Origin of the sequence: Streptomyces sp. CBMA123 (genome assembly GCF_014596465.1) — a bacterium.
GTDB lineage: Bacteria > Actinomycetota > Actinomycetes > Streptomycetales > Streptomycetaceae > Kitasatospora.
The window spans coordinates 1-14,275 of sequence record NZ_MECK01000131.1 but is presented as its reverse complement, the minus strand read 5'-3'; the positions used below and the strand labels follow the sequence as shown (position 1 = coordinate 14,275).

Sequence of the window (14,275 nt, the reverse complement as noted above, 5' to 3'; positions counted from 1 at the left end):
CGCCTCCTACGCCGACCGCGTCGTCTTCCTCGCCGACGGCCGCATCGTCGACGAACTCCACCACCCCACCGCCGACACCGTCCTGGACCGCATGCGCCGCTTCGAGGCCAAGGGCCGCACCAGCTGAGCCCGTTCAGCCACCCGACGCCCCCGATCCCCGAGTACCCCCAGGACTGACGCTCCCCCATGTTCCGCACCGCACTGCGCAACGTACTGGCCCACAAGGGCCGACTTCTGATGACGATGCTGGCCGTCATGCTCGGCACCGCCTTCGTGGCCGGCACCCTCGTCTTCACCGACACCATGGGCCAGGCCCTCCGGACCCAGAACTCCAAGAGCTACGCCGACATCGCCGTCACGGTCAGCGACGACTCGGCCGTGGGCAAGGGTTACGACCGCGGCGCCACCACCGTCACCGGCCCGACCCTCACCGAGGAGGCCCGCCGGAAGGTCGCCGCGCTGCCCGGCACCGCCGAGGCCCGCGGCGTGGTCAGCGGCTTCGCCGGCATCGCCGACAAGAAGGGCGCGCTGATCGGCAACGGCTTCTCCACCACCGGCACCAACTACGTGCCGGGCGCCGACGGCACCGACCCGCGCTACCCGCTGGTCCAGGGCCGCGGCCCCAAGGACGCCACCGAGATCGCGCTCGACACCAGGACCGCCGAGAAGGGCGGCTACCGGGTCGGCGACACCGTCCGGGTCGCCGTCAACGGCCCGGTGATGGAGCTCAAGCTCACCGGCACCCTGCACACCAACGACCCGCGCGTCCTGGCCGGCGGCTCGCTGGCCGCCTTCGACACCGCCACCGCCCAGCAGCTCTACCTGAGCCCCGGCCGCTTCGCCTCGCTGGACGTCAAGGCCAAGCCCGGCACCGATGACACCGCCCTGCTCGCAGCCGTCAAGCAGGCGCTCCCCCAGGGCGACACCATCGAGGCCAGGACCGGCCGCGAACTGGCCGCCGAGCAGGACCGGATGATCGACCAGGGCTCCAAGGTCCTGAACACCTTCCTGCTGGGCTTCGCCGCCATCGCGCTGTTCGTCGGGATCTTCATCATCGCCAACACCTTCACCATGCTGGTCGCCCAGCGCACCCGGGAGCTGGCCCTGCTGCGCGCCGTCGGCGCCACCCGCCGGCAGATCACCCGCTCGGTGCAGGTCGAGGCCGTCCTGGTCGGCCTGACCGCCTCCGTCGGCGGCCTGCTGGCCGGTGTCGGGATCGCCGTCGGGCTCAGGGCGCTGCTGAACGGCCCGATGGACTTCAACCTGCCGGACGGCCCGCTGGTGATCGCCCCCACCACCGTCCTGACCGCGCTCGCGGTCGGCGTGCTGGTGACGCTGGTGGCCGCCTGGCTGCCCGCCCGCCGGGCCTCCCGGATCGCCCCGGTGGCGGCGATGAGCGCCACCGAGCAGCCCGCCACCCAGAAGAGCCTGGTGGTCCGCAACACCGTCGGCCTGCTGTTCTCGGTGGCCGGGCTCGGTCTGCTGGCCGCCGGTATCAGCGGCAAGGAGGTCAAGCTGGTCGGCCTCGGCGCGGCCGCACTGCTGCTCGGCGTGTTCGTGCTGACCCCGCTGCTGTCCCGGCCGCTGATCGCGCTGCTCGCCCCGGTGCTGCGCGCCGTGTACGGCACCCCGGGCAAGCTCGCCCAGGAGAACGCCGTCCGCAACCCGCGCCGCACCGCCGCCACCGCCTCGGCGCTGACCATCGGCGTCACCCTGATCACCTCGCTGACGGTGATCGGTGCCTCGGTGAACAAGGCCGTGGACGACTCCACCGAGAGCGACCTCAAGGCCGACTACACGGTCGCCATGCAGAACGCCTCGATGCTCTCCGACGAGGTCGCCACCCAGATCGCCAAGACGCCCGGTGTCCGCGTGATGAGCGCCGAGCGCGGGCTTCCGGTCACCGTCGGCCAGGGCAACGGCGAGGGCGAGGGCGACGGCGACCGGGAGTGGCTGACCGCGGTGGACGCGGCGACCATCGACCAGCTGACCACCGTCAAGATCAAGGAAGGCTCCGCGGACGCCCTCAAGCAGGGCAAGCTGCTGGTCAGCGCCGGCCGCAGCGAGCGCGCCGGCTACAAGCTCGGCGACACCCTCGCCGTCACCTACCCGGACGGCGCCAAGGGCTCGCTCACCGTCGGCGGCATCCTGGAGGCCGACACCGCGCCGGCCAACGTGATCGCCCCGGAGGCCGTCGTCGGCCCGCACGCCAAGCCCGGCACCGGCCTGGACAAGATCCTGGTCAAGGGCGAGCACGGCGCGACCGAGCAGCTCAAGCAGGCGCTGCGGGACGCCACCGGCGGCAACCCGCTGATCGCCGTCAAGGGCGACAAGGACATCAAGGCGGAGAGCCGCCAGGCCATCACCAACATGCTCAACCTGATGTACGGGCTGCTCGGCATGTCCGTGGTGATCGCCGTCCTCGGTGTGGTCAACACCATGGCGATGTCGGTGTTCGAGCGCCGCCGGGAGATCGGCATGCTGCGGGCCATCGGCCTTGACCGGCTCGGCATCCGCCGGATGGTCCGGCTGGAGTCGCTGCTGATCGCGCTGTTCGGCGGGCTGGTCGGGATCGGCCTGGGCATCCTGACCGCCTGGGCGGCGATCCGGACGATGGCGGACGACCTCAAGGGGCTCGGCACCGTGGTGCCCCCGCTGCAGATCGCCTGCTTCCTGCTCGCGGCCGCCGTGATCGGCCTGCTGGCCGCGCTCTGGCCGGCCCACCGGGCGGCGAGGCTGGACATCCTGGACGCGATCAAGAGCCAGTAACCCGCGCCCCGCGTCACCCACGGAGCCCCGGACGGTCGAACCGTCCGGGGCTCCGCGCTTGCCCCGTACACCGAGGACCGGTGGCGTGCGCCGGCGTTCGCCGGCGCTCGGTGGTGTTCGCTGGTGTTCGCTGGCGCTCGGTGGTGATCGGTGGCGGATTGTCGGTGATGCGTGCAAGGATCGCCGCACATTGACACGACGTCACACCACGGGGGTGGATCGTGATTTCGAGCTGGATCACGGGGACGGACTCGAGCGGGAACACGCACACGGCGAGGATCGTCACGCGCGGCAACGACGAGCGCTATGTGGAGTGCGACAGCTGCGACTACCAGCGGCGGGTGTCCTGGAGTGCGCGCGACACCGCCGAGTCGCACCTGTGGAACGCCCACGACGCCTCCGGGTTCCACCGGCGGCTCGCGGCCGGCCCGTTCGTCGTGGCCGGCATCGCGCTGCTCGTGATGTTCTTCTTCCTGGCCAAGTCCCACATGATCTAGGACAGATCCAGGACTGTTGACACGACACCGCACCGCCCGGCGGGGCGGCCGGGCGGTGCGGGGCGTGCGGTGAACTGCCGGGTCAGGCGGCCGGCTTGGCGGCGACGGGCTCGGCGGGCTTCGCCTTGCCGCCGAACAGGTTGAAGAACACGGCCAGCGTGGGCAGCAGGTAGGCCAGCCAGACCACCAGCTGCAGCACTGTCGGGTCCGGCTGGAAGTTGAACACGCCCTTCAGCAGGGTGCCGTACCAGCTGTCCTTGGGGATGGAGCTGGAGATGTCGAAGGCCGTCGCGTGCAGGCCGGGCAGCCAGCCGGCCTCCTGGAGGTCGTGCACGCCGTAGGCGAGCACGCCGGCCGCGACCACGACCAGCATCGCGCCGGTCCAGGTGAAGAACTTCGCCAGGTTGATCTTCAGCGCGCCCCGGTAGAACAGCCAGCCGAGCACCACCGAGGTGAGCAGGCCGAGCGCGGCGCCGATCAGCGGGTTCCAGCCGTCGTCGGTGGCCTGCACCGCCGACCAGATGAACAGCGCGGTCTCCAGGCCCTCCCGGCCGACCGCCAGGAAGGAGGTGACCACCAGCGCCGTGGTGCCCATCGCGAGCGCCGCGTCCAGCTTGCCGTGCAGTTCGGTCTTCAGGTGCCGGGCGGTGCGCCGCATCCAGAACACCATCCAGGTCACCAGCCCGACCGAGATGATCGACAGCGAGCCGCCGAGCGCCTCCTGGGCCTCGAAGGTGAGCTGCGAGGAACCGAACTGCAGCACCGCGCCGAAGACCATGGAGAGCACCACGGCCGCGCTGACGCCGAGCCACACCGGCGGCAGCTTGTCCCGGCGGTCGGTCTTGACCAGGTAGGCGATCAGGATGCAGACGACCAGGCTGGCCTCAAGGCCCTCGCGCAGGCCGATCAGGTAGTTGCCGAACACGGCTGACTCCTTGGATCCGTGGGGGTGGGGACGGGCCTGTCTCTCGGGTTCTGTCGGATCAGGCCGCGGCGTCGGGGGGCGTGCATCGCAAGGCGGAGGTGGGGGCGCCTCCCGGCCGGAGGCCGGGGGCGGAGGCGATGCGGTGGGGGCACCTCCCGGCCGCCTGGCTGGGGGCCATCGGGCGACCGACGACAACGCGGCGAGGTGCGTGCCCCAACACCGCGGACCCGGCAAGGGCCCGGGAGACAGGCCCCTAGCCGAACAGGGCCTGGCCCCACCACTCGCCCGGCTTGCGTACGCCCGCCGGGCAGGCGAAGTGGGCGGAGCCGACGTGCTGGATGTACTCGTTGAGCTTGTCAGAGGCCGCGAGCCGCTGCTGGAGCGGCACGAAGGCCTTGCGGGTGTCGCGCTGGTAGGCGAGGAAGAACAGCCCGGCGTCCAGGCGGCCGAGGCCGTCGGTGCCGTCGGTGAAGGAGAAGCCGCGGCGCAGGATCATCAGGCCGTTGTTGGCGTCCGGGTGGGCCAGGGCGACGTGCGATGTCGCGGGCATCGCCTTGAGGTCGGGGGCGTCGTGCTCCCTGCCCTTGCCGTACGGGGCGCCCTCGCCCTTGGTGCGGCCGAAGGTGTCCTCCTGGTCCTTGAGCGAGGCGCGGTCCCAGGTCTCGATGTGCATCCGGATGCGGCGGGCGACCAGGTAGGAGCCGCCGGTCATCCACTCCGGGCCGTCGCCGGGGGCGGCCCAGACGTGCGCGGCCAGGTTGCCGGCGTCGGAGCCCGCGATGTTGTGGGTGCCGTCCTTGAAGCCCATCAGGTTGCGCGGGGTCTGCTCGTCCGGGGTGGTCGAGGAGGTCTTGCCGAAGCCGAGCTGGGACCAGCGGATGTTGACGGTGCCCATGCCGATCCGGGCCAGGTTGCGGATCGCGTGCACGGCGACCTGCGGGTCGTCGGCGCAGGCCTGGACGCAGAGGTCGCCGCCGCTGCGCAGCGGGTCGAGCCTGTCGCCCTTGAAGGCGGGCAGTTCGATCAGGGCGTCGGGGCGCTGGGCCTTGAGGCCGAAGCGGTCCACCGGTTGTCCGTCCGGGCCGGTCTTCTCGAACAGGCTGGGCCCGAAGCCGATGGTGAGGGTGAGCCGGGAGGCGGGCAGGCCGAGCGCCTCGCCGGTGTCGTCCGGCGGCGCCTCGGCGGAGCCGGGGACGGCGCCGGTGCCGACCTCGCGGCCGCCGGTCATCGCGGCGGCCGCCTTGGTCCACTCCTTGAGCAGCTTGACCAGGGACTCCCGGGTGGCCTTCTCGGAGACGTCGAAGGCCGCGAAGTGCAACCGGTCCTGGACCGGGGTGGCGATGCCGGACTGGTGCTCCCCGTAGAAGGGCACCTCCCCGGCGGCCGTCGCGGCGGCGGCCGGGGCCGGGTCGTCGTCCTGCCGGACGGCCGCGGCGACCGAGCCGACGGCGGCGGCGCCGAGCGCGACGCCCGCGCCGGCCCAGCCGATGACGGCGCGGCGGCTGACCGCGCCCGGGTTGGCGGTGTCGGTGGCGGCAGGGGCCGGGGTGTCGTTCTGCTGCTCGTTCTCGGCGTCCATCGGCGGGCGGGCCCTTCTCACGTGCTGAACCACTGAACTGCTGAACTTCTGACTGACTGGCCTACTGAAGTGCTCTCGGCGGAGCGCTACTTGACGACCACGGCGGCGGCCAGCCGCGACAGCGGCTCGCCCAGCGAGTTGACCGCGTCGGAGAAGGTCTTGCGCTCGGCCTCGGTGACCTTGTCGTACGGGGTGAAGATGCCGTCGGCCTGCCGGTACTTGGCGAGCAGGGCGTTGATGGCGGCGAACTCGGAGTCGAGGGTCTTGGCCAGCTCCGGATCCTTCTCGGCGGCGACCGGCTTCAGCAGCTCGTAGGCCTTCTGGGCGCCCTCGACGTTGGCGTGGAAGTCCGCCAGGTCGGTGTGGCTGTAGCGGTCCTCCTCGCCGGTGATCTTGTTGGTGGCGACCTCGTCCAGCAGCTCCTTGGCGCCGTTGGCCATGCTGGTCGCGGTGATCTCCGCCTCGGGGATCTTCTTCTGCCAGTCCTTGAGGTCGGCGACCAGCCGGTCGGCGAGGGTCTTCTCCTCGTCGCCGATCCTGGCGTCGGCCCAGAGCGCCTTCTCCAGCCGGTGCCAGCCGGTCCAGGCCTGGCCCTGCTCCAGCTTGCCCTCGCGGGTGTCGGTCTTGGGGTCGACGTCCCCGAAGCTCTCGGCGACCGGCTCGGTGCGCTCCCAGCCGGTGCGCGAGGGCGCGTACAGCGACTTGGCCTTCTCCAGGTCGCCGGCCTTGATCGCGGCGGCGAAGGCCTCGACGGCCGGGATGGTGGCGTCGGCCTGCTCCTGGGCGTAGGTGCGGTAGGAGTCGACGGCGGCGGCCAGGCGCGGGTCGGCCGGGGCGGTGCTGCCGCCCTCGCCGGTGACCGTGATCTTCTGGCGGATGCCGTCGCCAACCATGCCGGGTTTGCAGGCGATCTCGTACGAGCCGGCCTTGATCTCGGCGTTGATGCTGGCCTTGGTGCCGGGGCCGATGTTCTCCCGCTCGGTGACGATCTTGTCGCCGGCGGCGTAGACGTAGACCTCGGTGGTCTTGGAGCCCTTGTTGCTGATGTCCAGCACCACGTGACCGGCCGGGAAGCTGGCCTTGGAGACCTCGCAGGCGGTGTCGGTGGCGTTGATCCTGACCGCGTCCGCGCCGCCCGCCCCGTCGTCCTTCTTCGACGCGCAGCCGGCCAGGGCGGCGGTGGCCACGGCGAGGCTGAGCAGCGCGGCTGCGGTGGAACGACGGCGGGCGGGCATGGGGGCTCCAACGGAAAAGGGCATGGGGGTGCCAAGGCCGGGTAAAGCGCCGGCCAGGCCGGTGCCTCCTTTTTAGCTAAGGCATACCTTACGTAAGAAGTCTTTACCGTCGACACCCGGCCCCCGCCCTGCCCGAACCGTTACCTCCGGGGCCGCCGCTCCTCCGGCTGCTCCCCCGCCTGCTCCGCCGCCTGCCGCTCCGGCACCCGGCGGGCGGCCGCGCGGGCCGTCCAGCGGCCCTCCCGGCGGCTGATCCGGATCGGGTGGCCGAAGGTCTCGCTGATCAGCGCGGTGGTCATCACCTCGTCCACCGGCCCGGCCGCCAGGCACTCGCCCTCGCGCAGCAGCAGGGCGTGGGTGGTGCTCTCCGGCAGCTCCTCCAGGTGGTGGGTGACCAGCACGCTCGCCAGCTCGGGGTGCTGGTGGCGCAGCAGGTCCAGGCTGTCCAGCAGCAGCTCGCGGGCCGTGAGGTCCAGCCCGGTGGCGGGCTCGTCGAGCAGCAGCAGCCGGGGGCTGGGCATCAGCGCGCGGGCGATCAGCGCCCGGCCGCGCTCGCCCTGGGAGAGCGTGGTCCACGGGGCGTCGGCCATCGCGGCCATGCCGAGCGTCTCGATCAGCCGCTCCGCCCGCTCCACCGCCTCGGGGGCGGGCTTGCGGTGCCACTCCGGCTCGATCGTGTTGGTGAACCCGGTGAGCACCACCTCGCGCACGCTCAGCGGCGAGCGCAGCGGGTGCCGCGGGTTGACGTGCCCCAGGTGGGCGCGCAGCTCCCGGATGTCGACCCGGCCCAGCCGGCGGCCGAGCACGTCCACGGTGCCCCGGGTCGGGTGGGAGACCGCGCCGAGCAGCGCGAGCAGGGTGGACTTGCCCGCGCCGTTGGGGCCGAGCAGCGCCCAGTGCTCGCCCGGCCGGATCTCCAGGGTGATGCCGCGCAGCAGGTGCCGGCCGTCGCGCACGACGTCCACGTCCTGGGTGCGCAGCAGCGGGCCGTCGAAGGACGGGTCGGACGTGGTCATGGGGGCGGCTCTCCGATCGCTGCACCGGGCAGGGTACGGGCGGGGCGCCGCACCGGCCGGCCGGCGCCGATCGTCCGTGTGCACCGTACAACCGTCGGCGGGAGCGGAACCCGGCCGTCCGAGGGATGGACCCCGGCCCGCGCGCAGCGGGCCCGACCCGCCCGGCCGCGCGCGGCCTGCGCCTGACGCCGGATCCGATCGGCCCGCCCGCGGGCGAGTCTTCAGAATCCCCTTGCGCGAAGGGAGTTGGGGAGGAACATGGTGCCTTCCGAGGGGGACGAGGGGGAGGCGTGATGGTCGTGGACGAGGAACGGCCCGACAGTCTGCACGGCCTGGTCGAGCGGCAGGCCCGCCGGGCGCCGCAGGCGGTGGCGGTGCGCTGCGGCGAGCAGGAACTGACGTACGGGGAGCTGGACGCCCGCGCCGACCGGCTGGCCGCCCACCTGGCGGGGCGCGGGCTGGGCCCGGGCCGGCGGGCGGCGGTCGCGCTGGGCCGGGGCACGGAGGTGTACGTCGCGATGCTGGCGGTGCTGAAGACCGGCGCCGCCTTCGTCCCGCTGGAGCCGACGGCGCCCGACGCGCTGCTGCGGCACGTGCTGGGCGACGCCGCGCCCGAGCTGGTGGTCACCGAGGAGCGCCACCGGGTGCGGCTGGCGGACGCGGGTGGGGCGCAGTTGGTCTGCCTCGACGAACCGGACCTGCCGCAGCAGGAGTTCGCGCAGCCGGAGGTGTCCCCGGGGGACGTCGCCTGCGTCTTCTACACCTCCGGTTCCACCGGCCTGCCCACCGGCACCCTGGTCGAGCACCGCAACCTGCTGGCCGCGTACGCGGGTTGGCGCGAGGTGTACGGGCTGACGCCCGAGGACCGGATCCTGCAGACGGCGAGCCTGGAGTTCGACGTCTTCACCGCCGACTGGGTCCGCGCGCTGGGCACCGGCGCCACCCTGGTGGTCGCCGCGTACAACCTCACCCTGGACCGCACCGCCGACCTCGCCGCCCTGCCCGCCCTGGTGGCGGAGGAGCGGATCACGGTGCTGGAGCTGAACGTCCGCACCGCGCGCCGGCTCACCGCCCTGCTGACCGCGACCCGCGCCGGGCTGCCCGGGGTGCGGCTGCTCACCATCGGCGCGGAGAAGTGGTACCTGGACGAGCAGTTGGCCCTGCAGCGCCTCCTCGGCGGGAGCACCAGGGTGCTGAACGTCTACGGCCTGGCCGAGGCCACCGTGGACAGCACCTACTTCGAGGTGCGCGGCGCGGCCGCCGCCGAGGGCGCCGAGCGGGTCTCGCTGGTCGGCCGGCCCTTCCCCGGCACCCGGGTGTACGTGCTGGGCCCGAACGCCACCCCGGTGCCGTCCGGGCGGGTCGGCGAGATCGCGATCGCGGGCTCCGGCCTGACCCGCGGCTACCTCAACCGGCCGGTGGACACCGCCCGCCACTTCGTCCGTGCCGACTTCGACCCGGACGGGCGGGTGCTGCTCACCGGCGACCTCGGGGTACTGCGGGCGGACGGCGTGCTGGAGTTCGTCGGAAGGGCCTCCACCGTGGTCGGCCCGCTCGGCGCGAACCGGGCGACCACGGTGACCACGCGGGTCAAGGCGGCGGCCCGGGCCGAGGGCGCGCTGCGCGCCCACCCGGCGGTGCGGGAGGCGGCCGTGGTCGAGGTTCAGCCCGTACCGGGGCGGCGGGTGCTGGTCGGCTACGTGGTGCCCACCCAGGGCTCGCCGGGCGGGGTGGACGGCTGGTCGCTCACCCAGTACCTGCTGACCGAGCTCAACGGCTTCTCCTCGCCCGCCGCCGTCATCGTCGTCCCGGAGCTGCCGCGCACCCGGGCCGGGAAGCTGGACCGCGCCGCGCTGCCGCTGCCGGCCCCGCCGCAGCACACCGCGCCGCACTCGGCCAAGGCGGGCGGCAGCCGCAAGGGCGGCGGCAAGGCGGGGGGCGGGGCGAACAACGGCGACGACTCGGCGGGCTGCCTGGCGGCCTTCATCACGGTGGTCACCACCATCCTCACCCGGGCCCTCACCGACACCTTCTTCCCCGGTTCGACGGACCTCTCGGGGGTGCCGTCCGAGTACCACTTCTGGTTCGGACTCCTCTACTTCGCCGAGTGCGCCGCCTTCGGCGCCGGGCTGGCCTTCCTGTTCCTCGGCCTCCCGGCGGTGCTGCGGCAGGGCCGCTCACCCAAACTGTCGGTGCTCACCCACCTCTCGGTGGTCTGGCTGCTCGCCAACTGGTGGCCGCAGGACAATCTCTACCGGCTGACCGCGGCCACGGACTGGGCGCGCGAGACGGCGATGGTGTACGTGTTCAACATCTCGCTGATGCTGGCCGCGGTGATCGTGGTGATCTTCCTGTTGACCAAGCCCCGTGCCGACAACAGAAAGTGACGTGTAATCAGCGCAGTGCCTCGAACATCCCGGTCAGCCCGTGGTTGGCCGCCGTGAGCAGCGCCTGGGCGGCGTCCAGCGCCTCGGTGTCCGGCCCGGCCAGGGCGAGGCCGACGGCGGGCTCCGGCTCGTGGCCGGCGGTCGGGATCAGCGGCAGCAGGGTGACCCCGAGCCGGGCGCAGCGCCGGCGCTGCCGGTCGAGGTGGTCGTGCAGCGCCTCGGGGGCGAGCCGGGCGCCGAGCGGCAGCGCGTCCAGGGTGCGGACCAGGTGGCCGGGGCCGCGTACCCGGTCGAGGCGTTCGCGGAGCATGAAGGCGACGGCGGGGCCGGTGAGCCGCAGGTTGATCTCGGTGGGGGCGAGCCGGCGCTGCCGGTCGGTGACGAAGTCGACGTCGTACCAGCCGCGGTAGCCGTCGGCGGCCAGCCGCTCCCCCACCGCGAGGGCGAGGCCGCGGGCGGTCTCGGCGGCGGCCCGAGGCACCACGCCGGGGCCGACGGTGACGCCCTGGTAGCGGGTGCCGGCCACCTCCATGGCGCCCGCCCCGACCGGGTGCACGGTGCCGTCGGGGCCGATCACGGCGTCGTAGGTGAGGTCGCGCAGCCGGGCGGCCGGGCCCGGGTCCACGTACTCCTCCAGGAGCAACTCGCCCTGGGGCGGCAGGACTTCGGAATGGACCAGGCGGCGCAGCAGCGCGCCACCGCCGCCGGCGGCGAACAGTTCGGCGGGCTCGACCACGACGGTGCCGTATCCGCCGACGCCGTGCGGGCTCTTCAGTACGGTGGTCAGGCCCCGGGTGGCGCGGACGGTCAGCCGGCGGGCGGCGCGGCGGCGGCCGTCAGCGCGCTCCTGGGCCGGGACGACGATCCCGGGGTGCGCGGGCGCGAGCTGCGCGAACAGCCCGTGGGCGGCGGCCTTGGACTCGTAGCGGCGGACGGCGGCCAGTTCGGGCCCCTCGCCCTGGGCCGCCGTGCGGCCCCAACTGATGACCGGGTGGCCGGAGTCGGCGATCGCGGCGGCGAGGGCCGGCCGGGCGGCGAGCGCCTCGGCGAGCGTCTGCCCGGCCGCGACTCCGCTGTGCACCTGGACCGGCCCCCAGGCCAACTCCCGGGCCAGCCAGTCGGTCCAGGCCCGGTCGACCTCGGCGGGCAGCACCAGCACCGCCGGTTCCGGGCTGTAGCCGACGGCCAGGCAGGCGTAGTGGTGCGCCTGCCGCAGCCGTCGTGCCCGCTGCGCGGCATCCATGCCGGGCGCGACGAACTGCGCGTTGAAGTCCGCGACGTTGCCGATGTGCACCGCCGCCCGCCCGCCGGTCCAGGCCCCCACCCATCCGTCCATGGAGCGAGAGCTTAGGGGCTCGGAGCGTCAACGGCCCCGGCGGTGCCGGTAGTCGACGGTCACGACGGCCGTGTGGACGGCTTGTTAAGTTCCGATCATTTTTGATTTGACAAGGACACAACTTGGCAAAGTTATGACCTTTCCTCTAGCTCAACCTGACTGATCGCCGTCAATCTCGGTCGCAGCTCTTTGCAGCCCCTTTCCCTGCAGCTAACCCCACTGGAGCCAGAGTTGAGCCTGACCCCCTCCTCCCGCCGTGTCCGCACGGCCGGAGCGATCGCCGTCGTCGCCGCCCTCGCCGCCGTGGCCGTCCCCGCCACCACGGCCTCCGCCGCGCCCGCCACCCGCGACGCGGCGATAGCCCAGGCCCGCGCCAACGTCACCCACAACGCCGGGGTCTTCGGCTACGGCGCGGGCCAGGACCTCGTCCTCAAGGACGTCGTCCTCGACGCCGACGGCACCTCCCACATCCGCTTCGACCGCACCTACCAGGGCCTCCCCGTGGTCGGTGGCGACCTGGTCGTCCACCAGGACACCCGCGGCAGGCTCAAGGACACCTCCCGGGCGGCCGCCCACGACGCCGCCGTGAAGTCCACCGTCCCCAAGGTGCCCGCCCAGTCCGGCGCCGCGAACGCGCTCTCCGCCGCCCCCGGCGTCCGGGACGCCACCAGCACCCCCGAGCTGGTGGTCTGGGCCGCCGACGGCACCCCCCGGCTGGCCTGGCGCACCGTCGTGGAGGGCACCGGCGAGCACGGCCAGCCGGCCGGCAAGGTGGTCGTCACCGACGCCACCACCGGCGAGCAGATCGAGTCCTACGACGCCGAGCACCAGGCCGCCGGCACCGGGAACTCCGAGTACACCGGCCAGGTCACCATCGAGACCACCGCGGCCAACGGCGGCTACACCCTCACCGACCCGGTCCGCGGCCACGTCACCAAGGACGCCGGCAACCTCTCCGCCGGCTCGATCAAGGCCACCTCCGGCACCCCGTTCACCAGCACCACCAACGTCTGGGGCGACGGCCGGAAGTTCTCCGCCAACCGCGCCACCGCCGCCGTCGACGCCCACGCCAACACCGCCTGGACGTACGACTACTACAAGAACGTGCACGGCCGGAACGGCATCAAGAACGACGGCAAGGGCGCGACCGTCTTCGTCCACGTCGGCACGAACTGGGACAACGCCCAGTGGTCCGACAGCTGCTTCTGCATGATGACCGGCGACGGCAACGGCAACACCGACCCCGAGCAGGTCGACCTCGACACCATGGGCCACGAGATGACCCACGGCGTCACCAGCGCCACCGCCAACCTGCGCTACAGCGGCGAGTCCGGCGGGCTCAACGAGTCCACCAGCGACATCTTCGGCACCATGGTGGAGTGGTACGCCAACAACAAGGTCGACACCGGCGACTACCTGTTCAGCGACCAGTCCACCCCGCCGTGGCTGCGCCGCTTCGACAAGCCCTCGTTGGACGGCAAGTCGGCCGACTGCTGGAGCAGTTCGGTCGGCAAGCTCGACGTCCACTTCTCCTCCGGCGTCGGCAACCACTGGTTCTACCTCGCCAGCGAGGGCAGCGGCGGCAAGACCGTCAACGGGGTCGCCTACAACAGCCCGACCTGCAACAAGTCCACCGTCACGGGCATCGGCAACCAGAAGGTCGCCAAGATCTGGTACCGCGCGCTGACCGTCTACATGACCTCCACCACCAACTACAAGGGCGCCCGCGCAGCCTCCCTCAACGCCGCCCGCGACCTCTACGGCGCCGGCAGCACCGAGTACAACGCGGTCGCCGCCGCCTGGAGCGCCGTCAACGTCAACTGACGCCCCACGGTCAGCTGTTGAACCCGATGTGGACGTGGTCGTGGTGGGTGTCGTCGGTGAAGAACCGGTTGCCGACACCCGCGATCGCCACCGGCCCGCCCACGTTGTACGAACCGGCCGCCGCCGCGTCCCGCATGAAGGACTCGACCAGCTGCCGGGGCGTGGCCGGGTCCACCACCGCCCGGCCGTCGATCCGCCACACGTCGAAGGCCCGGCCCAGCGGATGGTCGCTGGGCCGGGCCGTCCCGAAGACGTCCAGCGGGTGACCGCTGCGCACCACGCTCACCGACAGCGCGTACGGGCCGGCCAGCCGCAGCATCGCCGCGAGCACGGTGTCGTGGACGGTGCCGCTGCGCAGGTCGTCCGCCGCCTCGGGCGGCAGCTCGATCCTCGGCTCGGCCAGCACCCTGGCCACCGCCGGGACGGGCGAGGCCGCGGCCGGGCCCGGATCCCCCGGGTACAGCGCGGTGACGGTCCAGCGCGGCTCGGCCCGGCTCAACCGGACGTCCACCGTGACGCCGCCCGAGGCCACCGAGCCGTCCGGCTGTCTGGTCCACTGCCGGCAGACCACCAGCACGCTGGCCGAGTCGGCGAGGATCCCGCCGTACTGGGCGACGATCACCTCCAGGCTCGCCTCCGGGGCCGCCGCGGCGAGCCGGCCCGCCTGGTCCGCCAGCCCCGGCGGCAGGCCCAGCGCCGCCACCCGG

10 protein-coding genes and 1 pseudogene are annotated in these 14,275 nt (G+C 72.9%); 5 read left to right on the top strand and 6 right to left on the bottom strand.

Annotated features, from left to right (window positions below):
* The 3 genes and pseudogenes from BG452_RS16895 to BG452_RS16885 all read left to right on the top strand — a co-directional run.
* Positions 1-127 (top strand): annotated as a pseudogene (locus BG452_RS16895) (ABC transporter ATP-binding protein); the annotation flags it as partial.
* Positions 128-186: 59 nt separating this feature from the next.
* Positions 187-2,769, top strand: a complete 2,583-nt coding sequence (locus BG452_RS16890; RefSeq protein WP_188305127.1) for an ABC transporter permease — start codon at positions 187-189, stop codon at positions 2,767-2,769.
* Positions 2,770-3,077: 308 nt separating this feature from the next.
* Positions 3,078-3,266, top strand: coding sequence for a hypothetical protein (locus tag BG452_RS16885; RefSeq protein ID WP_188305126.1), 189 nt, complete (start codon positions 3,078-3,080; stop codon positions 3,264-3,266).
* Between the two features lie 82 nt (positions 3,267-3,348).
* On the opposite strand, the gene efeU is transcribed toward BG452_RS16885, so the two are convergent.
* The 4 genes from efeU to BG452_RS16865 all read right to left on the bottom strand — a co-directional run bounded on the left by efeU (position 3,349) and on the right by BG452_RS16865 (position 8,021).
* Entirely contained in the window at positions 3,349-4,191 is an 843-nt protein-coding gene (gene efeU / locus BG452_RS16880) for an iron uptake transporter permease EfeU (protein ID WP_188305125.1), read from the bottom strand.
* A gap of 253 nt (positions 4,192-4,444) precedes the next feature.
* On the bottom strand, positions 4,445-5,770 hold the full coding sequence (efeB, locus tag BG452_RS16875; protein WP_188305124.1) for an iron uptake transporter deferrochelatase/peroxidase subunit: 1,326 nt from the start codon (positions 5,768-5,770) through the stop codon (positions 4,445-4,447).
* Between the two features lie 86 nt (positions 5,771-5,856).
* Positions 5,857-7,005 carry an iron uptake system protein EfeO gene (gene efeO, locus BG452_RS16870; RefSeq protein WP_188305123.1) on the bottom strand — a complete coding sequence of 383 codons (1,149 nt, stop codon included), beginning with the start codon at positions 7,003-7,005 and terminating at the stop codon, positions 5,857-5,859.
* 140 nt (positions 7,006-7,145) lie between these two features.
* The gene (locus tag BG452_RS16865; RefSeq protein ID WP_188305122.1) at positions 7,146-8,021 is read right to left on the bottom strand and encodes an ABC transporter ATP-binding protein; all 876 of its coding nucleotides are present in this window, start codon (positions 8,019-8,021) and stop codon (positions 7,146-7,148) included.
* A 293-nt stretch (positions 8,022-8,314) separates the two neighbouring features.
* Here BG452_RS16865 and BG452_RS16860 point away from each other — a divergent pair, with 293 nt between their 5' ends.
* Positions 8,315-10,408, top strand: coding sequence for an amino acid adenylation domain-containing protein (locus tag BG452_RS16860; protein ID WP_188305121.1), 2,094 nt, complete (start codon positions 8,315-8,317; stop codon positions 10,406-10,408).
* Between the two features lie 7 nt (positions 10,409-10,415).
* Here BG452_RS16860 and BG452_RS16855 read toward each other — a convergent pair whose 3' ends face one another.
* Positions 10,416-11,744 carry a hypothetical protein gene (locus BG452_RS16855; RefSeq protein ID WP_188305120.1) on the bottom strand — a complete coding sequence of 443 codons (1,329 nt, stop codon included), beginning with the start codon at positions 11,742-11,744 and terminating at the stop codon, positions 10,416-10,418.
* A 237-nt stretch (positions 11,745-11,981) separates the two neighbouring features.
* On the opposite strand from BG452_RS16855, the gene BG452_RS16850 reads away from it, so the two are divergent.
* On the top strand, positions 11,982-13,568 hold the full coding sequence (locus BG452_RS16850; RefSeq protein ID WP_188305129.1) for a M4 family metallopeptidase: 1,587 nt from the start codon (positions 11,982-11,984) through the stop codon (positions 13,566-13,568).
* A 10-nt stretch (positions 13,569-13,578) separates the two neighbouring features.
* Here the strand turns inward: BG452_RS16850 and BG452_RS16845 are convergent.
* On the bottom strand, positions 13,579-14,275 hold a 697-nt coding region (locus BG452_RS16845; RefSeq protein WP_223242323.1), incomplete at its 5' end, for a hypothetical protein.